Source organism: Sorangium sp. So ce1504, assembly GCF_051521635.1.
GTDB lineage: Bacteria > Myxococcota_A > Polyangia > Polyangiales > Polyangiaceae > Sorangium > Sorangium cellulosum_B.
Genome location: NZ_CP150365.1, coordinates 8,464,441 through 8,488,207 on the forward strand (window position 1 = coordinate 8,464,441; position 23,767 = coordinate 8,488,207).

General features: G+C 72.5%; 15 protein-coding genes. 9 read left to right on the plus strand and 6 right to left on the minus strand.

The features are described from left to right. Nucleotides 1–24: 24 nt before the first annotated feature. On the minus strand, nt 25–2,097 hold the full coding sequence (locus tag WMF39_RS31825) for a protein kinase domain-containing protein (protein WP_437740237.1): 2,073 nt from the start codon (nt 2,095–2,097) through the stop codon (nt 25–27). A gap of 532 nt (nt 2,098–2,629) precedes the next feature. Between WMF39_RS31825 and WMF39_RS31830 the strand changes: the two genes are divergently transcribed. The 3 genes from WMF39_RS31830 to WMF39_RS31840 all read left to right on the plus strand — a co-directional run bounded on the left by WMF39_RS31830 (nt 2,630) and on the right by WMF39_RS31840 (nt 9,972). Beyond that, nucleotides 2,630–7,612, plus strand: a complete 4,983-nt coding sequence (locus tag WMF39_RS31830; protein ID WP_437740238.1) for a zinc-dependent metalloprotease — start codon at nt 2,630–2,632, stop codon at nt 7,610–7,612. A 369-nt stretch (nt 7,613–7,981) separates the two neighbouring features. Next, nucleotides 7,982–8,572 carry an N-acetyltransferase family protein gene (locus WMF39_RS31835; protein WP_437740239.1) on the plus strand — a complete coding sequence of 197 codons (591 nt, stop codon included), beginning with the start codon at nt 7,982–7,984 and terminating at the stop codon, nt 8,570–8,572. 200 nt (nt 8,573–8,772) lie between these two features. After that, the gene (locus WMF39_RS31840) at nt 8,773–9,972 is read left to right on the plus strand and encodes an MFS transporter (RefSeq protein WP_437740240.1); all 1,200 of its coding nucleotides are present in this window, start codon (nt 8,773–8,775) and stop codon (nt 9,970–9,972) included. Between the two features lie 205 nt (nt 9,973–10,177). On the opposite strand, the gene WMF39_RS31845 is transcribed toward WMF39_RS31840, so the two are convergent. After that, complete coding sequence (locus tag WMF39_RS31845) at nt 10,178–11,398, minus strand: M14 family metallopeptidase (RefSeq protein WP_437740241.1); 1,221 nt, start codon at nt 11,396–11,398, stop codon at nt 10,178–10,180. Nucleotides 11,399–11,506: 108 nt separating this feature from the next. Between WMF39_RS31845 and WMF39_RS31850 the strand changes: the two genes are divergently transcribed. Further along, complete coding sequence (locus tag WMF39_RS31850; protein ID WP_437740242.1) at nt 11,507–12,058, plus strand: hypothetical protein; 552 nt, start codon at nt 11,507–11,509, stop codon at nt 12,056–12,058. 103 nt (nt 12,059–12,161) lie between these two features. Then, nucleotides 12,162–14,555: a fused MFS/spermidine synthase gene (locus WMF39_RS31855; RefSeq protein WP_437740243.1), complete on the plus strand. Its 2,394-nt coding sequence runs from the start codon at nt 12,162–12,164 to the stop codon at nt 14,553–14,555. A 6-nt stretch (nt 14,556–14,561) separates the two neighbouring features. Here WMF39_RS31855 and WMF39_RS31860 read toward each other — a convergent pair whose 3' ends face one another. Further along, nucleotides 14,562–15,386: an OmpA family protein gene (locus WMF39_RS31860; protein ID WP_437740244.1), complete on the minus strand. Its 825-nt coding sequence runs from the start codon at nt 15,384–15,386 to the stop codon at nt 14,562–14,564. 100 nt (nt 15,387–15,486) lie between these two features. Here WMF39_RS31860 and larE point away from each other — a divergent pair, with 100 nt between their 5' ends. Then, the gene (larE, locus tag WMF39_RS31865) at nt 15,487–16,347 is read left to right on the plus strand and encodes an ATP-dependent sacrificial sulfur transferase LarE (protein WP_437740245.1); all 861 of its coding nucleotides are present in this window, start codon (nt 15,487–15,489) and stop codon (nt 16,345–16,347) included. A 19-nt stretch (nt 16,348–16,366) separates the two neighbouring features. On the opposite strand, the gene WMF39_RS31870 is transcribed toward larE, so the two are convergent. The 3 genes from WMF39_RS31870 to WMF39_RS31880 form a co-directional block, all read right to left on the minus strand. Next, a complete protein-coding gene (locus WMF39_RS31870) occupies nt 16,367–17,212 on the minus strand; it encodes a pyruvate, water dikinase regulatory protein (protein WP_437740246.1) in 846 nt (281 codons plus the stop codon). Between the two features lie 101 nt (nt 17,213–17,313). Then, entirely contained in the window at nt 17,314–18,414 is a 1,101-nt protein-coding gene (gene dnaJ, locus WMF39_RS31875) for a molecular chaperone DnaJ (protein ID WP_437740247.1), read from the minus strand. 52 nt (nt 18,415–18,466) lie between these two features. Further along, nucleotides 18,467–20,215 (minus strand): class I adenylate-forming enzyme family protein, encoded by a 1,749-nt coding sequence (locus tag WMF39_RS31880; protein ID WP_437740248.1) that lies wholly within the window; start codon nt 20,213–20,215, stop codon nt 18,467–18,469. 59 nt (nt 20,216–20,274) lie between these two features. Here WMF39_RS31880 and WMF39_RS31885 point away from each other — a divergent pair, with 59 nt between their 5' ends. The 3 genes from WMF39_RS31885 to WMF39_RS31895 all read left to right on the plus strand — a co-directional run bounded on the left by WMF39_RS31885 (nt 20,275) and on the right by WMF39_RS31895 (nt 23,764). Next, entirely contained in the window at nt 20,275–20,679 is a 405-nt protein-coding gene (locus WMF39_RS31885) for a PilZ domain-containing protein (RefSeq protein ID WP_437740249.1), read from the plus strand. Nucleotides 20,680–20,727: 48 nt separating this feature from the next. Further along, nucleotides 20,728–22,971, plus strand: coding sequence for a hypothetical protein (locus WMF39_RS31890; RefSeq protein WP_437740250.1), 2,244 nt, complete (start codon nt 20,728–20,730; stop codon nt 22,969–22,971). Between the two features lie 229 nt (nt 22,972–23,200). After that, nucleotides 23,201–23,764 (plus strand): hemerythrin domain-containing protein, encoded by a 564-nt coding sequence (locus tag WMF39_RS31895; RefSeq protein ID WP_437740251.1) that lies wholly within the window; start codon nt 23,201–23,203, stop codon nt 23,762–23,764. The last annotated feature ends 3 nt before the right edge of the window (nt 23,765–23,767 follow it).

Consider the following 23,767-nt stretch of genomic DNA (forward strand, 5'->3'; position numbering starts at 1 on the left):
GCGCGGGAGGGCGCGTGCGAGACGTCAGGAGAGCAGGCGCATCACAAGGAACATCGCCAGCGCCGTCAGGAGCATCCCGGCGACGAAGCCGATGATGAGCCCCCGCTTGCCGGCGAGCCAGCTCGGCTCCCGCGCCTGCGGAGGCGCCGGCGCAGGCGGCGCCTGGGGCACGACGACGTGATCGGGCATCGTCGCGCGGCGCTCCAGCACCGTGCGCTGCTCTGCGATGGTCGTGGCGAGCTCGAACGGCAGCGACGCCGCCGGGGCTGCCGGCGAGGCGCTGTCGGCCGCGGCCGGCGCCCTCCGTACGACCGCCGCGGAGTCCCCGGCGGTCTCCGCGCTCGCCGCGCCGAACCCCATCGCCCCGAACCCCTGCGGGCTCGCCGCCTGGAGCTCGCCGGGCGTCACCGTGGGCATCTGGCTCTCGGCCGGGGGGTGGGACGAGACCAGCCGGAGCGTGTTGGCGGCGCGCGGCGATCTCCTGTCCCACGCCCCCGCCGCCCCCCCGTCGAGCGGGCTCTGCGGCGTCGCCGGGACCGGCACGGAATCGACGCGCACCAGGCCGACCTCGGCCCGCTTCTCGGGCGTGCCCAGCCCGAAGTCCTCGGCGGAGCGGAGCGTCGCCTTCACCTCGCGGCCAGGAGGCGTGATGTCGAGCTCGTCGCCCTCGTCATAGGCCGCCGTGTGGACTCGCACCCTCGCCGGACCGAGGAGCTCGTCGCGACGGACCATGGTGAGCGTGCTGTCGTCGTCCCCGCTCGCGTCGTCGTACGCGCCCGGCTCGGCCAGGCCGTTCCCCGAGAGCAGCGCCTCGCTGGCGCCGTGGGACCAGGACGGGAGCTGCAGCGAGATCTCCGGCACCGACTCCCCGGCCCAGCGCTGCGGCTCGGCGCCCGCCCCCGGCGCGACCGCCTGCGGATCGAGCGTCTGCGGGAGCTCCGAGGGCGGCGGCGCGTGGTGAAGCACCACCGGCGGCGGACGCGCGACCTCGGCGCCCGCCCCCCCGCCGGAGACGAGCGTCCGGGCCGACTCGATCGAGAGCTCCGCCCTGGGCGCCTGGCCGGAGATCGGCGCCGACGTCGAGCTCGGCAGCGACGTCAGCGGCGGGAGCGACATCGGCCCCCGCTGCAGCGACGCGTCCCGCGAGAAGAGCGAGCTCGGCTGCCGGCGCGAGATCGGCCCGAGCCCCACGGCCGTGTCGGGCAGCTCGGCCAGCAGGCAGTGCAGCGTGTACCCGAGCTCGCGCGCCGTCTGGTACCTGTCCGCCGGCTCCTTGGCGAGCGCCTTCACGATCAGCGCCTCGAGGCGCGGGTGGATCCCGGGCGCGCAGCTGCTCGGCGCCGGCACCGGCGCATGGATGTGGAGCGTCGCCGTGTGGAGCGGCGTCTCGCCCTCGAACGGCAGCCGCCCCGTGACGAGCTGGAACAAGAGGACCCCGCAGGTGTACAGGTCGGCCCGCTGATCCACCGGCAGCAGCCCGCACTGCTCCGGAGCCATGTAGGCCGGCGTGCCGACGAACGTGCCCGCGCGCGTCACGACGGACAGCGGGTCGGCGAGGAGCTCGGGCGCCTCGCCGGACGAGCCCGTGTCGAGGATCTTGGCGATCCCGAAATCGAGCACCTTCACCCGCTCGCCGTGAGGGTGCATGGGATCGGGGACCACCATGACGTTCTCGGGCTTCAGATCGCGGTGCACGACGCCCATCTCGTGGGCGACCGCGAGCGCCTCGCACACCTCCGAGAGGATGCGGACCGCCCGCGCCTGGCCGATCGCGCCGTGGCGCTCGAGGAGGACGTAGAGGTCATCCCCCGAGAGCAGCTCCATCACGATGTAGCTGAGGGCGCCCTCGACCCCGTACTCGAAGATCTTGACGGAGTTCGGGTGCTTCACCCGCGCCGCGGCCTTCGCCTCGCGCTGGAAGCGCCGGATGAACGCGCGGTCCCCGGTGAACTCCGGGTTCATGATCTTGATCGCCACCCGGCGGGGCTCGGCGTCGCGCTCGGCGATGAAGACGCTGGCCATGCCGCCCTCGCCGAGGAAGCGGGTGATCGTGAACCGCCCGGCCACCTTGCGGCCGAGGAGCGCTTCATGCCTCATGCGCCCGGCACCTGCCGGCGTCTGCCCCGCTCGCCCGCTTCCGGGCGGCCGCACCGCATGCCCGCCCCAGGGCGGCCGTGCCCCTCGCGCAGGAGAGCGCTGCGCCCATGGCTGTCCGCGCGCCCGCGCGACCCGCGCGTCCGATGCGAGGGAGAGTGCACGCGGCGACCATACCAAAGAACTCGACAGCCGACGACTTGTCGGCCCCCGGCGGCGCGCGGTGCCCCTTCCGCGAGCGCGCGCGGCGCGCCGCCGCGCCCGCGCCGTCGACCGTCCCGAGCACTGCTCCGACCGCCGTCACCCCGGAGACGGGCGCCGGTCGCAAGCTCGTCCGGCAACAGTTAACTCTTTAACGCCACCCCCGATGCACATGTGCGACAGGTGCTTAACTTATCGAAAGAGCTCGCGTTCGAGCGTCGGCGAGCGTTGGCAACGTTCTTGCCTTGGGGGGACTACCTCGCGCTGCGCCCTGTGCGCCGTGAAGGGTCAGCTTGTGCGTCGATCTCGACAGGCAGCTTCCGGAGGATCGTTGATGAATCGAATTTTTAGGCGTGCGGTGCTCCTCGGCACCGTCGCGCTGACCGTCGTGGGGGCGGGCTGCGCCGAGGAGCGGCCGTCCATCAGAAGGGTGCAGAGCGATGCGCTCGCCAAGTCCTTCTTCGTTGGAGGGGACCTCAAAGACATCGTCGATGACCCCGAGTTCTACATGCGGGGTACGGTCGTCGACGTCGGGTACGGCGCCGCCCAAGATGGCCTCTTCACGTCGACCTACGCCCAGCCCGTCTCCCGGATCAAGTGGGAGATCACCGAGCGCCAGCTCAACGCCCGGCTCGCCTACGAGCGCATCGAGGGGACCGACGGCAAGGGCAACAACTATAACGGGCTCACCAAGAAGACGACGAACGACGGCCAGATCGTCGCGAGCTACGCGATCGAGTCGCATTTCGACATCGTCCGCGACTACAACCCCTCGACCGGCGAGGAGTCGAACGTCATCGTCGAGAACACCAGCGACCGGCTCTGGTACGAGCGCGAGTACATCCGCGTCGACTGGTCCCGCAACCTCGCGACCGACGCCTACAACTTCGACACCCTGTCGCAGATCGGCCTCTACGGAGGTGTCGAGTACGAGCCGCTCGCCTATTACGTCAGCGACCCCGCCTCCGCCGACGCCCCGCGGTTCGACGGCGAGAACGGCTACTTCGACGTCACGACGAAGGCGTTCGCCACGCCCGCGCTGCTCGACCTCTCGAGCCTCGGCTGGGGCATCGACAAGTTCCCTGCCTGCATGCTCCCGGGCGACTTCGCCGGCGGCACCGACCCGTACGGCAACTGCAACCCGGTCGAGATCACGATCCGGCAGTCGTTCAAGAAGGTGGTCGACAACGACTACGAGCCGGTCGACTTCGACGGCGTGAGGTTCCAGGCGTTCGGCATCTTCAACTTCGATTACCGCTACGGCTACGAGCGCAACTACGGCATCGTGGACAACCAGTGGCGGCGCTTCGCGGCCCGCTACAACCTCTGGAAGCGCAGCCACTTCTACACGGATCCCGAGGCGATGGAGGGCGCGGTCGCCTGCGCGACCCGGGAGACGGCCCCGGCCGGCGACGTGACCGCCGATCCGAACCTCGACGAGAACAAGGACGGCACCGCGGACGTGTGCGCGGCGGCCGGCGCGGGCTCGCAGTGCGACGTGTACAAGCAGAAGTGCACGCTGCCTTACACGGAGCGCGAGGCCGTCGTCATCCCCTGGTACGTCGGCGGCAACACGTCGGAGGACATCTTCGAGGCGACCCAGTGGGCCACCGAGGAGTGGGATCTCGCGATGAAGACCGCGATCCAGACGTCGCGCCTCGTCGAGTGCCGGAAGACGGGCGGCCAGGACTGCGACGCGAAGTTCCCGATGTGGAAGGGCCAGCAGGACGACATCGACGAGGCCGTCGCGCTCTCGCGCGCGCTGAACGCGTGCCGCCGCGAGCAGGGCTGGGACGCGCCGGCGTGCGACGACCAGGCCAAGCAGGCCGTGGAGCAGCTCTCTCAGCGGCGGGGCGGCGACCAGGCGACGCTCGCGATCGGAAGCGTCGTCACGCAGCCTTCGGTGATCGTGCTCTGCCACAACCCCATCGTGGAGGGCGATCACCCCGCCTGCGGCGACACGAGCGTCCCCCTCGAGGAGCGCGTCGCCCCGCGGCTCGGCGACCTCCGCTACAACAGCGTGCTCATCGTCGAGAAGCCGCAGACCCCGTCGCCCTGGGGCATCATGGTCGACGCCGACGACCCGATCACGGGCGAGAAGGTGGCCGCCAGCATCAACATCTGGAGCCACGTCACCGACTCCGCGGCGCAGCAGCTCGTCGACATCGTCCGCTACATCAACGGCGAGATCCCGACCTCCGAGATCACCGACGGCACGTACATCCGTGACTGGGCGCAGGCGAGCCGCATGTCCGGCGGCGGCCAGGGGCCCACGATGACGAAGCAGGAGGTCACGTCGCGGCTCGCGAGCGCCACGAAGCTCGACGCCGAGGCGTACGCGGGCCTCGTCGCGCAGGGCGTCTCCCCCCAGCTCAAGGCGCTCATCGAGCCGATGAAGGCGAAGGTCGCCGACATCGCGGTGCGGGGCGACGTCCCCTCCCCGCAGCAGGCGGTCGTGGGCGCCCGCATGAAGGCCGCCCGGGGCAGCCTCGCCGAGTCGGAGCTCCTGAACCCGGCGATGCTGAAGCGCGCGGGCGTCCCCGCCGGCCTGCCCATCGAGGGCCCGCTCGCGGACGCGGCGTCGCCGTTCGCGATGAACAACCCGAAGATGCACTCGCAGCTCCGCCGCATGCACGACAACGCGCTCGCCGAGCGCGGCGCCTGCATCCTGCACGAGGCCCCCGAGGCCTCGGCGATGACGGGCCTCGCGGAGGCGCTCCGCGAGAAGTTCCCCGTCGGCGACGACGAGACGGCCGACGAGAAGCGGGGGCGCTACGAGAAGATGTTCAAGTACATCCAGCGCCGCTACCAGTACGCGGTCATCGCGCACGAGATGGGGCACTCCATCGGCCTCCGGCACAACTTCGTGAGCAGCTACGCCTCGCTCTTCTTCCGGCCCCAGTACTGGCAGCTCAGGACGAAGAACGGGAAGGTCAAGGCGGCGTGCACCGGTGAGGCGGACGAGAGCCCGGAGCAGTGCGTCGGCCCTCGCTACTTCGACGCGATCACGGACGAAGAGCAGAAGAACATGATCTGGATGTTCCAGCACTCCACGGTCATGGACTACCCGGGCGACGTCTCGCAGGACCTGGTCGGCCTGGGCGTCTACGACTTCGCCGCCGCGCGCTTCTTCTACGGCGACAACGTGAGCGTCTACGACAACGGCGACCGCAACTACCTCGCCGGCGGCAGGGTCGGCGGCGGGCTCCTCGCCGCGACGGACAACTTCGGCGGGCTGGCCGGCATCAAGTACGGCATGTTCGCGAAGGGCAACGCCACGAGCGCGCCCAGCGTCAACGACTTCCACTACTCCCAGCTGCAATCGCAGTACGAGGTCATCCGCGACTGCTACGACGTGGAGGCGACCCCGCCCGCGACGTGGAACGAGCAGCTCGACGGCAAGTGGCACCCGCTCCTCGACGGCGGCATCGTCACGGTCGGCGAGGAGACGAAGCGCTGCCGCCAGCAGCCGGTCGACTACGTCGGCTGGAAGCAGCTGCGCAAGCCGCAGGACAGCGAGACCGCGATCGGCGCCTTCCGCGGCGGCCCGGCGGTCGACGCCCAGAACCGCGTCCGCGTGCCGTACGGGTTCGCGACCGACAACTGGGCCGACACCGGCAACGTCTCGGTCTTCCGTCACGACAACGGCGCCGACCCGTACGAGCAGCTGATGTTCCTGCTCACCACCCAGGAGAACAGGCACATCTTCGACAACTTCCGGCGCAACCGCACGACGTTCAGCGTCCGCGCCGCGGCGGACAGGTCCTACAGCCGCTACAACGAGAAGATGCTCGGCATCGCCGGCGGCATCGGGTTCTACGGGACGATCTACCAGGATCTCGCGACGAACCAGGGCCTGTCGTTCGACACGCTGTGGCCGCTCCTCGTCGAGGGCAGCCTGCAGGAGAACGTCGTGGCCGCGACGGTGGCGTTCGATCACTTCACGAGGCAGCTCGCCCGCCCGGAGGAGGGGCCGCACTACCTGCGCGATCCGCTGTTCAACGACCCGGTCCTCCGCTCGAACCTCGACGGCGACGACTACGGCGCCGGCGAGGACTTCGGCTCCTTCGGCGGCACGACCAACAGCCCGGTGCTGGTGCAGATCCCGAACGGCTCGACCGGCTACCTGAAGGACATCGGGTTCGGCGGTCACCCGCTCGAGAACAGGAACTCGGAGAGCAACGGCGACTTCGACACCGACTATTCGTTCAACGCGGGCAGCTACTACGACAAGATCCACACGGCCATCCTGCTCTCCGAGTCGGAGGACCGGTTCGTGAGCCAGTCCCGCCGCGACTTCTACGACGCCCGCTTCCGCGCGGTCGGCATGGCCGACGTGCTGCCCGAGGGCTACCGCCGCGTGCTCGCCAACGCCCTCACCGGCGATCGCTCGCTCCTCGCGCCTCGCCTCGAGGCCGGCGAGGACGGCTTCCCGGTGCTCGACACGGCGAGCAAGGATCCCGACCCGCTGGCGAAGGAGTTCCCGGCGCGCCCGATGGGCTGGGTCAGCTGGTGGCCGAACGAGGGGCCGAAGGTCTGCTTCCCGACCAACGGGAAGAACCTCTGCACGAACTACCTCGGCGGCGACTTCGACCCGGCCGTCGTGGACCGGACCGTCGCTGTCGATCCGCAGATCGGCTGGGAGGTGCAGAAGTTCCTGATCGCGTGGACGCTCGCGAACATCCCCGCGAACGGCAAGACGAACTGGCTCGACATGATGCGCGTCTACCGGCTCGGCAGCGACGCGGACCCGGGCTTCGAGCAGCGCATCGAGTGGCAGGACCCGACGTCCGGGCAGGTCTACTACGCCCGCACGTACGGCATGGAGTGCCTCTTCGGGGCCGGCAAGAACAGGGCGGCGTGCGAGGACTCCGGCGGCAAGTGGGTGCAGAAGGGCATCGCGGCCCGCGTGCTCGAGTACGCCAACGCCCTCACCGCGAAGGGCTACCAGCTCGACGCGAGGCACGAGGCGCAGCCAGGCAACCCGGCGGACAGCATCCCCGCGGATCCCGCGTACGTCGCCGACTACGGCCCCGGCTTCAACAAGTATGGTCGCGCGATGATCACGTACCACCCGGACGGCGCCGCGATCATCATCCCGGATCCGGCGATCAAGGACGTGCCCGCGGTCGGCCCGCTCAAGGAGGTGCCGGCGTGCGATCAGAACATCAACGAGAACTGCACCCAGCTCACCATCTACAAGAACCACTACGCGTACGAGCTGAAGGGCTACAAGTCGGTGCCTGACTACCTGCTCAAGATGATGGCCCAGTTCGGCCTCGCCGACCCGGAGCAGCTGGGCATCTTCCCCGACTGATCCGCGCCTCCCCACGCCGGGGCCCCGCGCTCCCCCTCATCAGCGTTAACCAAGCTTCACGCCGCGTTCTCCTATATCCGAACGTGGTCGTGGTCGTGGTCGTGGTCGTGGTCGTGGTCGTGGTCGTTCACGACCTAACGTTGACGACCACGACCACGACCACGTTCACGACCACGTAAACGTTCACGTTCACGTTCACGACCACGTAAACGTTCACGTTCACGTTCACGTTGGTGACGCCCTGAGCAGCGTCCGGCCGTCCGCGTCCCTCAGCCCGAGATCACCTGGCCGAGCCCGCCTGCTGCCGTTGGAGGTCGCGCGGGCGCCAGGGCGGCACTACGCTCGGCGTGGCGCTGCGCGCGCCGCGGCATGATCCCCTCCCCCGCCCTCCACGCCATCGCCCCGGCCCACCGCTCGGACGCGCGGGCCTTCGCGGCCTACCTCATCGAGCACGTCGCCGAGTCCGGCCGGCGCGGAGTGCCCCATTTCGCCATCGCTACGTCGCTCGCCCCCGACGAGGTCGAGCACAGCGCGCGCGACCGCTGGGGCAAGGGGCTCGACGAGCCGCTCTGGGGGCGGGCCTGGCTGCTCCGGTCGAGCGAGCCGCGGGCGCGCATCATCGGGCACATCGAGCTCCGCGGCGGCCGCGTCTGGTCCGAGGGCCACCGCGCCGTCGTCGCGATGGGCATCCTCGGCCCCCACACCGGGCAGGGCCACGGCCGGCGCCTGCTCGAGACCGCGATCGCGTGGGCCCGCGACGAGGCGGGCCTCGAGTACCTCGACCTCGGCGTCTTCGCCAACAACGAGCGGGCCAGGCGGCTCTACGCGGGGATGGGGTTCGTCCCGATCGGCACCCGGGAGGACGCGTTCCGGGTCGACGGCGCCATCCTGGATGACATCCAGATGACCCTCGCGCTCCGCTCTCCCGACCCGCGCGCGGTCGCCCCGTCGGAGCGCTGAGCCACGGCGCGGGCGTCCCCGGGCCCGCCCGCGGCCCGGCCCGTGCCCCGCACGAGCGCTGGACGCGCGCTGGAGGGTACCCGCCGCGGCGCAGATGCGTCATGAGGACAACGCCGTCAAGGCGCCCGTCCGGAGGCCCGGCCATCGCCGGCCCGGTCGCCGGCGGCCGTCACCGCAGTCCATCGCCACCGAAAGCCATCATGCTCCGCTCGCCGCTCCTGCCGATCTTCCTTACCGTCTTCGTCGACGTCCTCGGCCTCACGCTCGTCCTCCCCCTCCTCCCGTTCTACGCCGAGCACTTCGGCGCCAGCGAGCTCGTGGTCGGCGTGCTCGCGGCGAGCTACGCGGTCTGTCAGCTCGTCTCCGGGCCGATCCTCGGCCGGATCTCGGACCGGGTGGGCCGCAAACCCACGCTGCTCGTGAGCCAGACCGGCACGTTCCTCGGGTTCCTGGTGCTCGGCTCGGCGAGCTCGCTCTGGATGCTGTTCCTCGGGAGGATCATCGACGGGCTCACGGCCGGGAACCTGACGATCGCGCAGGCGTACATCAGCGACGTGACCCGGCCCGAGGAGCGCACCAAGGCGTTCGGCCTGATCGGCATCGCCTTCGGCTCCGGGTTCCTGCTCGGCCCGGCCATCACGGGGGAGCTCGCGAGCCGCTTCGGCTACGGCGCGCCGGCGTACGGGGCGGCGGCGCTGTCGCTCCTGTCGGTCCTCCTCACGGCCACGCTGCTCCCGGCGAAGCCGCCCTTGCCGGCGGCCCAGGACGGGGTGACCGCCGCGGCCGCCCGGCCGGCGTCGCTCGGCCGCGGAGACGCCTTCCGCCGGTACTTCGACCGGCCGCTCCCGCGCCGCAGGCTGCTCGAGTTCTTCGCCTTCTCTCTCTCCTTCTCGACGCTCATCGGCGGCCTTGCGCTCTTCCTCGAGCGGCGCTTCGCGTTCGGCGTCAAGGAGACGGGCTATCTCTACGCCTTCTCCGGGCTCATCGGCGGCAGCATCCAGGGCGGCCTGATCGGCCGGCTGGCGAAGCGGTACGGCGAGGAGCGGCTCGCGCTGCTCGGCTTCGGCACGATGGTGGTCGGCTACGGCCTGCTCGGCGTCGCGTACACCCTGCCCGTGCTGCTCACGCTCGTGGGGATCGCGGCGTTCGGCGCGGCGGTGGTGAGGCCGGCCGTCACCACGCTCCTCACGAAGAGCGTCGGCCGCGACGAGCAGGGCGCGGCGCTCGGCGTGAGCCAGTCGCTGGCGAGCATCTCGCAGATCATCGGCCCCATCGGCGCCGGCTGGCTGATCGAGCACCGGGCGCTCGCGGCGTACGGCCTGATGGCGGCGACCTTCGCCGCCCTCGGCGTCCTCCTCGGCCTGCAGAAGATCCCCGTCGGCGAGCCGATCGAGCTCTGAGCGCCGCGCCCGGTTCCTCGCGGAACCACATCGGTCTCCGCCCCCCTCTGCACCAAGCAGAGCCGCAGCAGAACGGCAGCAGAGCGGCGGTCACCCGCACAGGAGACGGGCCCAGATCGGCGTTTTCGGCGCGCAAGCGCACTCCGGTGCGCTGAGCACCGAAAACGTCGAGATGGGCCCGTATCCGAAGCGGGTGACCGCCGCTCTAGGCGCGCGCACCCTTCACAAAGGGTAGGAGGGCGTCGACGAGCGGCGGCGTGGCGTCGTCGAGACGCCGGGGGTTGTGCCAGGCGAACGGCTCGACGAGGCGCGACGGCCGGAGGCCGAGCTTGCCGCGCGAGCACTCCACGAGGAGCGACAGCGCCCCGTGACGATCGTGGAGCCAGTCGATCTCCAGGCCGGCCTTGCGGACGCCCCAGGCGAAGCGGACGTAGGGCATGGCGCGGTACGGCCTGCGGTCCGCGGCGCGCGCGACGCGCAGCGCGAAGGCGCGGTGCTCGGCGGCGTCGGCCACGGGCCAGAGGCTGTGCGCCGGCGGGTACAGCACGGCGCCGCCGGCGCTGTGCAGCGACAAGGCGCGGTCGATCCGGCGCGACGACAGCGCGTGCGCGATGGCCTCCACCTCCGGCTCGCTGGCGGGGCGGCTGCCGGGCGAGAAGAGGAGCCCGATGAAGCGCTGGATGAGGCCGCGCTCGTACCATCCCGCGTCGAAGTTCCGGTTCAGGTCGACGCCCCGGGCATTGCCCCGCACGTACCGGTGTCGCCCGGCGCGGAGGTTCATCTCGACGCGGAGGAGCCCATCCGGGTTCACGATCGGGACGGCGAGGATCGACCGGCCCCCGAGGTCCTGGGTCGCGAGGCGATCGAGCAGCGCGAGGTGGGCCTCGATGCCGATCCACTCGAGGGGGTGGATCCCGGACAGGATCACCGTCGTCCGCACGCGCTCACGCGACCCGGCTCCCGTCGAGGGGCGCAGACTGGCGCGCTCGGCGCGCTCGGCCAACCGAGCGAGGGCGGCGTCGCTCGGCGCCGGGTCGTCCGCGCCGCCCGGCGCGCGGCTGCCATCGCGATCCGACGTGCCATCGAGCGGACGGAGTGAGACGCCGTTCGCAACGCTCTGTCCTCCCTGGGCGCTCGGCGCCAGGAGGCCTGCGGCTTGCTTCTCGCCGCGCGCAGCGGCCAGGCTGGCTGCGCCGAGGTGAACGGCGAGCAGCGGCTCGCCCCGGATCGAGCGCCCGATCAGCGTGACCTGCGCGCCGCGGTCGGCGAGCCGCTCGATCGCCTCCAGGAGCTCGCCGTACCCGCGGTAGGGACCGAGCCCGCGGCGAGCGAGCAGACGGGAGAGCGGCGCGCGTCGGTGTATAAAGAGGGCCGCCCTCAGGGCAGCCCGGCCTTGCTCTTCCGACGCCTGATCGGACTTCGGCATGCAGGGCTCACCTTTACCCTAGATGGCACGAACTATAGACCACCGGCCGCGCGTTCGTGCGATCCGGACCAGGTCAAACCAGGGATTACCGTGGCAGCGGGCGCGCATATGGAATTCGACGGCAGCGGGTGGGCGGAAGGACGTATCGAGCTGCTGCCTCCGAGCCAGGGGTGGTCGCTGCTGTCGCCGGAGCCCGAGGCGCGGATCGACGAGCACCGCTGGGCACATCAGGCGCGCGTCTTCTTCGGGGCGGAGCTCACGCTCGTGCAGAAGAAGGCGTATCCGTCGGGGAGCACGCCGATGGCCGACGCCGTCGAGGTGGACGTCGCGCGCACCTCCTCTTCTTCTACTTCCACGCCACGCGCGACGAGCCGCGTGCTCGTCATGACGGTGCCGCTGGATCGTGCGCCGCTCGTGCGAGCGGCGGCCGCGGCGGGGGTGCGGGCGATCGGCGGGTGCGGGTTCGACGCGCTGCTCGCGCGGGCGCGGCGGGTCTGGCAGGTGCGAGAGCCGCCGATCGCCGGCGACGACGCGCGAGCGCCCCTGGTCGTCACCGCGGTGCTCGCGGCGGTGCTGCTCGCGCCCGTGGTGCCGCCCGGCGAAGAGACGATCTTCGGGGTGAAGGGGGCCAGAGAGCGGCTGCAGCGGCTCGGCTGGTGACGGGGCGGCGCGTCGCGCCCGCCCTCGGCCGCCTGCCGAGGGATGTCGTGCTCGGCGCTCTGAGGTGCCTGCTCGTCGGGCGCCTGTACTAGCGTGCGCGCCCGTGCGCTCCCGCTTCCCGCTCGTGGCCGCCCTGTTCTTCGTCTCTGGCGCGACCGGCCTCCTCTACGAGGTCGCCTTCTCCAAGCTGCTCGCCTACGTCTTCGGCGCCACCGCGTATGCCGTGAGCACGGTCCTCGCCGCCTTCATGGGCGGCCTCGCCCTCGGCGCGCACCTCGGCGGACGCCACGCCGCGTCCGCGCGCCGCCCGCTCGTCGTCTACGGCGCGCTCGAGGTGATCGTCGGCGCGATCTGCGCCGTCTCGCCGTTCCTGTTCGAGGCGCTGACCTCGGCCTACGTCGCCGTCGCCCGCGCAGCGCCCGACTCGCTCGCGCTGCTCACCGCGGCGCGCGCTGCGCTGACCGCGCTCGTGGTCGTCGTCCCCACGGTCGCGATGGGCGCCACGCTGCCGGTGCTCTCGCGCATCCTCCGCGCCGGCGCCGCGCCGGACGGCGGCGCGCCTCCCGCCGAGCACGACGCCGCGCGCCGCCTCGCCTCGCTCTACGCCATCAACACGGCCGGCGGCGCGGCCGGCGCGCTCTCCGGCGCCTACGTGGTCCTCCCGCACCTCGGCATCCGAGGCGCGCTCTGGTCCGCGGCGATCGCCAACCTCGTCCTCGGCGTCGTCGCGATCTCCGCCGGGCTGCGCGGCCCGGCGCCTGCTGCCGCCCCCGACGCGCGCTCCCCCGAGGCCCGCACCGCGGACGCTCCGCTCCCTGCGGCCGCCGGCCGGACCGAGCCGCCGTTCCTGCTCCTGCTCGCGTTCGCGTCGGGCTTCCTGGTCTTCGCCGCCGAGGTGGTCCAGACCCACCTGCTCGCGCTGCTCATCGGCAACAGCGCCTACGCCTTCGGGCTGATGCTCGCCGTCTTCCTCGTCTGCCTCGCGGCCGGCGCCGCGCGCTCGCCTGCCCTCGCGCGCCGCCACGGCGAGGGCGCGCTCTCCCGGGGGCTCGCCGCCGCCGCGCTCTCGCTCGCCGCCACCGTCCCGCTCTGGGACCAGCTCCCGCGGCTCTTCGCCTTCGCGGGCAAGCACGTCGACGGGTGGGCCGGCCGCGAGGCGTGCCGCGCGCTCGCCGCCCTCGCGATCCTCGCGCTGCCCACGCTGTGCATGGGCACCACCTTCCCCCTGCTCCTCGCGCGCGCCGCCGCGCACGCCGACGTCGCCGCGCGCGTCGGCAGGCTGACCTCCGCGAACACCCTGGGCACGATCGCCGGCTCCATCGTCACCGGCTACCTCATCCTGCCCGCGCTCGGCTCCGAGCGCGCGCTCCTGACGATCGCGCTCGCCTTCGCCCTCACGGCCGTCCTCGCCGCCGCGCGCGCCGGGGCGGAGCTCCCCCGCGCCCTCGCGCTGGCCGCGGCGGCGGGGGCGCTCGCCGTGCTCGCGCCCCGCTGGGACATGGCCCGCCTCACGAGCGGCGCGAACGTCTATTTCGCCATGGGGCCGCGCCCCGAGCGCATCGACTTCGTGCGCGAGGACGTGCACGGCGGCGTCACCACGGTCGCGCACCTCGCCGGCGTCACGACCATGTACACGAACGGCAAGTTCCAGGGCGACGACGGCCCCGAGATGACGGCGCAGCGGCGGTTCGCGCACTTCCCCTCGCTCTTCCTCCGCGACACGCGCGCCGCGCTCGTCATCGGCCTGGGCACCGGCACGACGACCGGCACCATCGCGGCCTACCCCTTCGAGCGCATCGACGTCGCCGAGATCTCGCCCGCGATCGTCGAGGCGTCTCGGCGCTTCTTCGCCGGCCCGAGCCTCCGTGCGCTCGACGATCCCCGCGTCCGCCTCTCGCTCAACGACGGCAGGAACGAGCTGCTCGTCGCCGCCCCGGGCCGCTACGATCTCATCGCCATCGAGCTCACCAGCGTCTGGTTCGCGGGCGCCGCGAGCCTCTACAGCCACGAGTTCTACGAGCTGGCCCGGTCGCGGCTCACCGAGGGCGGCGTCTTGCAGCAGTGGGTGCAGCTCCACCACATCCGGCGGCGCGAGCTCGCCGTCGTGGTGAGGACGATGCGCAGCGCATTCCCGCACGTCGCGCTGTTCGTGGGCGGCGCGCAGGGCATCCTCGTCGCGAGCGGCGCACCGCTCGTCGCCTCGGGGGCGCGCCTCGCCGGGCTCGACGCGCGCCCGTCGCTCCAGGCGACGCTCGCCAGCGCGCGGCTCGAGGACCTCCTCGACGCCCTCGTCACCTCGGGCGACGATCTCGATCGCCTCGTCGCCGACGCGGCCGAGGACGGCGGCCCGATCCTGTCCACCGACGACAACCTCTACCTCGAGTACGCCACGCCGAAGGGGAACGTGCTCCCGTACGGCGCGTCGCTCGACGCGACGCTCGCGCTCCTCGAGCGTTACCGGACACGGGCGCCGCGCACGCGGCACCTCGCGCCCTGAGGTCGCTCAGCCCCCGCCCGCGGGCGCCGCGCCACCGCCGTCACGTGGCGGCGCGCTCTCCTTGGCCGGCGCGCTCGGCGCGGGGGGCTCGCCCTCCTGCGCCTCCGACGTGGCCCGGGGCTTGACCTGCACCGGCTTGATCTCGTCGCCCGTCGCCACGAAGCCCTTGCGGGGCGGGGGCGCCTTGAGCTGCGCGGCCTGCTCCGCGCGCTGCTTGCGCTGCTCGAGGCTCAGCACCTCCAGCGCCAGGCCGCCCCTGTACGGATCCTGCCCCAGGAAGGGGCGCCCGTTCACCTCGGCCACGTGGAACTCGACCCGGCGGTTCTCGCTGCGGCCTGCCGCGATCTCGTTCGGCCCGAGCGGGCGCGACTCGCCGAAGCCCACGGCGATCAGCCGGTCGCTCTCGACCTCGTGATCGACCAGCCAGTCGGCGACCGCGAGGGCGCGCCGCGCGCTGAGCGCCTGGTTGTGCTCCTCGCTCGACTGCGCGTCCGTGTGCCCCTCGATCCGCAGCCGCGTCACCTCGGGGTGCTCCTTGATGAACTGGAGCAGCATCTCTAGCGTCTTCTCGCTGCCCGGCCGGATCGTCGCCTTGCTCGTGTCGAAGACGATCTTGCCCTCGATGTAGACCTGGCTCTCCCCGCCCTGCTCCGACCAGGGCTTCTCCGGGTACCATCGCGGGAGCGCCTGCTGCTCCTCGGCGCGCGGCAGCTCCCGCGGCGGCAGCCGGTTGTCGCTGCACCCCTGGCCAGCAAACGCGGCGGGCGCGAGCGCCGCCGCGAGCGCGAACGGCAGGGAGGTGCGGGCGGCCTGCTTCCTCTTCGGGTCCATCTCGCCCTGCAGCGTGTCAGAACCGGCGCTCGGACCGCAAGTAACCTGGCGGACGCCGGGCCGACCGGCGCGGAACGCGGCTTATGGTAAGAGGATCGCCATGTCCGCGCTGTCGTCCACGCCCGAGGGCTCGCCCATTGATGCCAAGCTCGCCGGGCTGCGCGCCCGGCTCCGGGAGCTCGGATCGGTCCTCGTCTGCTACTCCGGCGGGGTCGACAGCGCCTTCGTCCTCGCGGTCGCGCACCAGGAGCTCGGCCCGAGGGCCGTCGGGATGACCGCGGTCTCGCCGAGCCTCGCGCCGGCCGAGAAGGAAGAGGCCACCTCGATCGCCCGGCTGATCGGCGCCGATCACCGGCTCGTCGAGTCGTCCGAGATCGACGATCCGCGCTACGTCGCGAACAACCCGGATCGCTGCTTCCACTGCAAGAGCGAGCTCTACCGGATCGCCGCGCGAAGGCGATCCGAGTGGGCGCTCGCGGCGATCGTGAACGGCACCAACACCGACGACCTCGGCGACTACCGCCCCGGGCTGGAGGCGGCGCGGGAGGCGGGCGTGCTGAGCCCCCTCGTCGAGCTCGGCTTCAGCAAGGCCGATGTGCGCGCCGGCGCGGCGCGCGTCGGCCTGCCCATCTGGGACAAGCCGGCCGCGGCCTGCCTCTCCAGCCGGATCCCTTACGGGACCAGCGTCACGCGCGAGCGGCTCGCGCAGATCGGCGGCTTCGAGGCGGCGCTGCGCGGCATCGGGTTCCGCCAGGTCCGCGTCCGATACCACGACGACCTCGCGCGCATCGAGCTCGACGCGGGCGAGCTCGCGCGCGCCGCCGAGCCGCCGGTGCGCGCCGAGATCGTGGCCGCCGGCAAGCGGCACGGCTTCCGGTACGTGACGCTCGATCTCGGCGGGTACAGGACCGGCAGCCACAACGAGGTCCTCGTCGGCCGCGCCCTCAAGATCGTGAGCTGATCTCGCTGGAGCCGCGGCCTCACACGAGCGAGGAGCGCACGACCTTGGCGCGCTCGTCGCGCTCCTTCAGGTGCTCGAGGATGATCACCGCCGTCTCCTCGATGGCGCGCTTGGTGACGTCGACCACCGGCCACTCCGGGTGCGCGGCGAAGAGACGGTTCGCGAAGTCGAGCTCCTGCCGGACGTGCTCGCGCATCGCGTAGTTGGTCTCGGAGGGCATCCCGAGCTGGCGCAGCCGCGCCTGCCGGATCTCGCAGAGCTGATCGATCCCGATGGTCAGCCCGACGACCCGATCCTGGGGGGCCTCCATCAGCTCGAGCGGCGGCGGGACGCCGAGCACCAGGGGGAGGTTCGCGACCTTGAGGCCGCGCTGCGCGAGCAGCGTCGACAGCGGCGTCTTCGACGTGCGCGAGACGCCGACGAGGACGATGTCGGCCCTCTTGAAGTTCCGCGGCTCCTTCCCGTCGTCGCTCTTCACCGCGAACTCCACCGCCTCGATGCGCCGGAAGTACTCCTCGCTCAGCGGGAGCATCGCGCTCGGCAGGTTGATCGGCTCCCGGTCGAGGAAGGTGCCGAGCCGGACGATGAGCGAGCCGATCAGATCGATCGCCTCGATGTTCAGCTCGGCGGTGGACGCATGCAGGAACTCGCGCAGCTCGGGGCTCACCACGGTGAACACGACGAGCGCGCCCTCCCGGGCCGCGCGCTCGAGCACCGGCCGCGCGACCTCCGGCGTGCGCACCCGCGTGTGGAGGCGGATCTGCACCCCCGCGTCCGGGTACTGGAGGAGCGCTGCGCGCACGGCCTTCTCCGCCGTCTCTCCGGTGGAGTCGCTCAGGACGTCGATGAACTTCGCCTTGTCCATGTCCGATGCCTCCGTCGCCATGTCGGCTCAGGCGCTCGAAGCAGAGCTCGTGCCTCGGCGTTCAGAAGAACGCGGAGGATCGCGCGCGGCCGCGCGCCAGGTCAACCAAACAGCCCCTTCAGCTTCTCCATGAAGGTGGCCTGCTGAGGCTGCACGTTCTCGCCGAGGTCCTTCGCCAGCTGCGCGATGAGCTCCCGCTGCGTCGCGGTGAGCTGCGTCGGCACCTCGACGCTCACCTCGACGAGCTGGTCGCCGCGCCCGCCCACGACGCGACGCGGTATGCCCCTGCCCTTGATCCGGAGCACCGCGCCGGGCTGCGTGCCCGGGGGGATGCGGAGCCGGCCCTTCCCCTCCAGCGTCGGGATCTCCAGCTCGCCGCCGAGCGCCGCGCGCGCGAACGAGATCGGCACGGAGCACACCACGTCGTCGCCGACGCGGCGGAAGAGCTCGTGCGGCGAGACGCGGATGGTGAGCTCCAGATCGCCCGGCCCCCGGTCGGAGCGGACGGCGTTGCCGCCGCGCTCCACGAGCCGCGTCGCGCCGTTCTCCACGCCCGGAGGGATCGTCACCTCGATGGTCTTTTGCTTCGCCGCGAGGCCGGCGCCGCGGCACGTCCTGCACGGGTCGGTCACGATCCGCCCCGTGCCGCGGCACCGCCCGCAGGGACGCTCGATCGCGATGGGGAACATCCCCTGCTGCATCCGGACGCGGCCGCGGCCCGAGCACGCCGAGCAGCGCTCGGTCGACGCGCCCGGCGCGGAGCCCGAGCCGGCGCAGTCGCCGCACGGCTCGACGCGATCGTAGGTGATCTCCTTCGCGCAGCCGAACGCCGCCTCCTCGAAGGTGATCCGCACCTCCTTCTGCAGCGTCCCGCGGTCGCCGACCCGGATGCCCAGGGCGCCGAGGAGATCGCCGAAGATGGCGTCCAGGTTGAGGTCCTGCATGTCGAAGGGCACGCCCGGGACCCCCGAGCCGGCGGAGGCGCCGACGGCGGCGGGGCCGAACCGATCGAACGCCGCGCGCTTCTGCGGATCGCTCAGGATCTGGTAGGCCGCGTTCAGCTCCTTGAAGCGGACGTGCGCGCCCTGATCCCCCGGGTTCTTGTCGGGATGGTGCTGGCCGGCGAGCCGCCGGAAGGCGCTCTTGATTTCATCCTGCGTCGAGGAACGCTCGACGCCCAATACTTCGTACGGATCCCGCACGACGTGCGAAATAGCATCGATCGCCCTCCCGGGACAGCGGCTACCGGGCCGCCTAATCCGCTGATTTCCCTTCGGGCCCGGCGAGTTCGCGCTTCATCACCTTGCCCGTCGGGTTGCGCGGCAGCGCGTCGACGAAGACGACCTCGCGCGGGACCTTCGGGCCCGCGAGCCGCGCGCGGCAGTGCGCCCGGATGTCGCCCTCGCTCGCGGTCGCGCCGGGGCGCAGGGCGACGACCGCGCGCACGCGCTCCCCGAAGGCGCGATCCGGGACGCCCACCACCGCGGCCTCGGCGACCGCCGGGTGCTCGTGGAGGACCGACTCCACCTCGGCGGGGTACACGTTCACGCCCCCCGAGATGATGAGCTCCCGCTTGCGGCCCTCGAGGTGGTAGCAGCCGCGCGCGTCGCGGCGGGCGAGGTCGCCGACCGAGAAGTAGCCGTCGCGCGTCGACTCGCGCGTGGCGCCTGGGTCCCTGTGGTAGCCGGAGACCAGCAAGGAGCTCCTCACGTAAAGCTCGCCCACCTCGCCGTCCTGGCACGGCGTCCCGTCCTCGCGCGCGAGGAGCAGCTCGCTGCCGGCGACGGGGCGCCCGATGGTGCCCGGCGAGGCGCGCAGATCCCCGGGGCCCGCGATCGTCACGATGCCCGTCTCGGTCGCGCCGTAGAAGTTGAAGAGCCGGTCGCCGAACGCCGCCATCACCTCCGCCGCGAGCGCCGGCGAGAGCGGCGCGCCGCCCACGAAGATCGCGGTGAGCGACGACGTGTCGTAGGCGCTGAGCCGCGCCTCGCCGAGCTCGAGGACGCGGTGGAGCATCGTCGGGACGACCGCCGTGGTGGTCACGCGGTACCGCTGGATCGCCTCGAGGAAGAGCTCGGGCTGGAACTCCGGGAGGATCACGATCGTGGCGCCGACGATGAGCGACAGGTTGACGAAGCCGAGCGCCGTGAGGTGGTAGAGCGGGCACACGGCGAGGTGCACGTCCCCCGCGCGCATCGGGGTCGCGCCGATGGCCCCGAGCGCCGGGAGGACGATGCCGCCGCCGAAGCCGCGCACCGCGCCCTTCGGCTTGCCGGTGGTGCCGGACGTGTACATCACCACCGCGGCGCGCTCGCTCCGATCCGGCGAGGCGCCCCGCTCGGCGCCGCGCTCGGCGAGGAGGTCGTCGAGGTGCGAGAAGCCCGGGGCGCGCTCGCCGATCGCGATCATCTCCTCGGGCGGGATCCCCTCGAGCCGCGGCGCGGCCTCGCGGATCACCCCGGCGATGTCGGAGTCGAACAGGAGCAGGCGCGCCCCGGAGTGGCCGGCGAGGTAGGCGAGCTCCGCGGGGGTCGATCGCCACGAGGCCGCCACCACGGACGCGCCGACGCGGGCCAGCGCGACCTGGCACATCAGGAACTCGGGGCGGTTCTTGAGCGCGAGCAGCACGGTGACGCCCGGGCCGACGCCGCGCCGGTCGAGCGCGGAGCCCAGCCGATCGATGGCCTCGTTCAGCGCGAAGAAGGAGTAGACCCGATCCTCGGCCGGGGGTCCCGCGCCTCGCTCCGCCGCGCGGGGCGCGAGGCTCGCGAGGCCCAGCGGCTCGATCACCGCGATCCGGTGGGGGCTGTTCTCGGCGTGGAAACGGAACAAGAGCGACGGGTTCGCCTTGCCTCTCGCGAGCTCGCGCGCGAGCACCTTGAGCCCCGGCCAACGCAGCGCGGCGAGCAGCCCCGCCCGCGTCACTGCCCGCCCGGCGGCGAGCGTCGCGTCGATCGTGCCTCGCCCGCTCGCCAGCGCGGCCCTGACCCCTGCGAGTCGCATGGCCGGCGACTTTACTCTGGTCCGCATTGGCCCGCATGCGCCGTGGTAGGGTGGGTCCCGTGACGGATGCTGACCGCCGCTCGGCCCATCGCGCCGCGATCGAGCTGAGCGTAGAGTACAAACGGCTCAACACGTTCTTCGCCGACTACACGCGCAACATCTCGAAAGGCGGGACGTTCATCCGGACGGATCGCCCGCTCGCGATCGGCACCGAGTTCGTGTTCGCCCTCTCGATCCGGAACCTGGCCGAGCCGCTCCGCCTTCGCGGGCGGGTGAAGTGGATCGTCACGACCGCCGAGGCGACAGAGTCGGCTCCGGCGGGGATGGGGATCGAGTTCCAGTACACGAGCGAGGCGGAGCGCGCCGCCACCGAGGCGGTGGTCGAGCAGCTGATGATGAGCGAGCTCGGCGAGACGCTCGCCTCCAAGCTGCTCGGCCGCAAGCTCGGCGACGGCTCGCGGTAGCGCCTCCGAGGGGTGCGCTCACGCTCCCCCCGTGTACACTGGCTCGCAATGTCGCTGCCGCCCCTGTTCCCTCGGCGCCGTCTCGCTCGGGGTCTCGCCGCGCTCGTCCTCGCGCTCTCTCCCGTCGCCTGCGGGGCCTCTGGCTCGCCGGGGGCGAAGGGGCCGCCAGGCGCCGAGGGCCGCGTCGCTGCCGTCGAGGTCCGCGACGCCGATTTCTCTGCCAGCCTGTTCGCGATCGTGCGCGACGGCAAGCAGAGCCCGCAGCGCACGGGCCTGCTCATCGGCGTGGTCCGCAGGCAGCTCGCGCACGCCGCCGGGCGCTTCAACGCAGGGCAGCCCGATCGGGCCGTCGAGAGCGTCCTGGGCGCGCTGGCCCTCGTCCGTCCCGGCGAGGGGCGCGCAGAGATGATCGACGCCGTAGGCGAGCGCGCCATCGCCGGCGCGATCGAGCGGCTCAGCCCGCGCGGCGACGAGGGGCGGGTGCGGGCCCTCATGGAGATCCGCTCCGCCGCGCTGCCGAGCGGGAGCCGGGCCCGCGCCGAGAGCGACGAGCACCTCGCCGCGCTCGAGCAGTGGATGAAGGAGACGCGCACCGGCGGGCCGCTCGAGCAGCTCGGCGCGGATCAGCGCGCGGCCGTCTCGCGCGCCCTCGTCGACGGCCGCGCGGAGTCGATCCAGCGCGCGGCCGCCGCCACCGTGGCGTGGATCGATCGGGCGATCGAGTTCAACATCGAGTACCGCCAGGGCGGCGCGAGGCCGGAGCGCGAGGAGGCGGTCGAGGCGGCGCGCGCGCTCGAGTCGGGCGGCGCGAGCCTGGCGGCGCTGTTCCTCCGCTTCGGCGACGCGAAGGGCGCGATCGATCAGATCGACCGCACGAGCGTGCGCCGGGTGATCCCGCCCGGCCTGTACCAGCGGCTCAAGGCCGCCGCCTCCGACGACGACGCGGTCTCGTGGCAGGCGCTCGCCGCCGCCTTCGCGCAGCACGAGGCGCAGGAGCGCGACGCCGAGACCGGGATGCGGCAGGATCTGCTCGACGGGGCGATCTGGGGCGCGGCCCTCGAGGCCTACCGGCGCGACCCGCAGAACTACGACAGCGCCACGCTCCTCTCCCAGGTGATGATCCGCCTCGGCATGTCCGAGGCGACGCCGCTCGTGATCGTCGGCGCGCTCGGCGACCGGCCGAGCCCGGGCGCGCTCGGGGCCGCGCTCGGGCTCGTGCTGAGCGCGCTCTCGGAGGAGGCGTCGAACGACGATTTCGACGCGGCCCGGCGCACCTACAACGCGGCGGGGCCGCTGCTCGTGCTCGCCGATCGCGCGGCGCGCGGCGGCGGCGCGCTCGATCCGTCAGGCGCCCGCGTCCGTTCTCTCATGGCGTCGCTCGAGCTGCGCGCCGGCAACCTCGTGGCCGCGCTGCCGCTGCTCCGCGCGGCGACGGCGGCCGAGCCGACGGTCAACGGGCTCACGGTGCTCGCGATGGCCGAGCGGCAGTCCGGCGAGCCCCAGGCGGCGCTCGAGGACGTGCGGCGCGCGCTGGGAGCGCCGGACGCGCGCAGCGCGCCGCTCGAGATCATCCAGGCGCACCTGCTCGCCTTCGAGCTCCACCGCGACGCTGGCACGCAGGACCGGGCGAAGGAGTCGCTCGACGCCGCGCTCGCCGCCGCGCTCGACACCCGGCAGCGCGCCCGGGATCCCGGCGCCAAGGCGCGGACGGAGCGGCTGCTCGGGCGCATCCTCGACGGCTATGGCGACGAGAAGGGCGCGACCCGGGCGTACGATCGGGCGTTCGCCCTGGTGGCGGCCGAGCCGCCGCAGCTCGGCGCCACGATGCTCGACGCCGTGGGGCGCGCGCTCGTGGAGCGCGATCTCCCCGCCGCGCGACGGGCGCTGAAGCGCGGCCTCGAGGCGAACGTGGACGAGGACGATCTCATCTACGGCGGGCTCTGGGTCCTGCTGCTGGAGCGCGCCCTCGGCGTCGCGACCGACGGCACCGCGGGTCGCGCGCTGGACAGCGCGACGAGCCGCGCATCCTGGACGGGAAAGCTCGCGGCCTGGGCGAACGGTGGGCTCAGCGACGCGGATCTCGGCAGGCTCGCCCGGAGCGCGGCGCAGCGGGTGGAGGCGCAATTTTACACCGCGATGGCCAGGAAGGCGGCGGGTGATGCCGGCGCGGACGAGCGGCTCCGCGCGGTGTCGAAGAGCCCCGTGATCGACCTGCTCGAGGTGCACCTCGCGCGCGAGATGCTGGCGCCCGCGCTGCACCTCGATCTGCCCCGCAACGCGGGCCTTCCGTAGAACGCGCCAGCGATCCCGCGCGGGATGACCGGCGCCGGAGGTGCGATACGGTCTCCGCTGGTCAGGTGGCGAGTTGGTCGGATGACCAGCGCACAGCGCGGAGCGCGCGACGCGGAGCGCTAATAGCGCGCGGAGCGCGCGACGCCGCGCGCGCGACGCGGAGCGCCAATCGCGCGCGGAAGGAATAAAGGGCTTCCACGCGTGCGCCTTGTCGTCCGATCATCGATGAATGTCCGATGACCGGATCGATCCGCTCGAGAAGCTCGCCGCCGCTCACCGGAGCCTGGAAGAGAACCTGAACGATCTCGCGCGCGCCGCGCGCGCGCTCAGCGATCCCCGCGGGCGCGCCGCCGCGCTCGAGGGTCTCTCCAGCGTGGTGTCCTACTTCGAGCGGTCGATGAGCCGGCATCGCGAGGACGAGGAGCGCTCGCTGTACCCGCGGCTCGCGGTGCTCGAGGCGATCGCGCCGACCCTCGATCGCCTCCGGCAGGAGCACAAGGCGCAACAGCGCGCGATCGATGCGCTGCGCGCCGCGATCGACAGAGACGGCGGCCCCGAGGCCGTGGAGGCGATCCCCCAGCTCATCGAGGACCTGCGCGCTGCGCACCAGCGCCATGTGGAGAGCGAGGAGCAGGAGGTATTTCCGGCCGCTCGCCGGTTCCTGCAGGCCTCGGCCAAGCAGGGGATCTGGAACGAGATGGAGACGCGCCGAGGGCGCGGCGGGCAAGGCAACCCGGCCAAGGGCATCAGCGGGCGCCCGTACCGCCCCGGCGGGATACGCAGGGGCCCGTAGGCC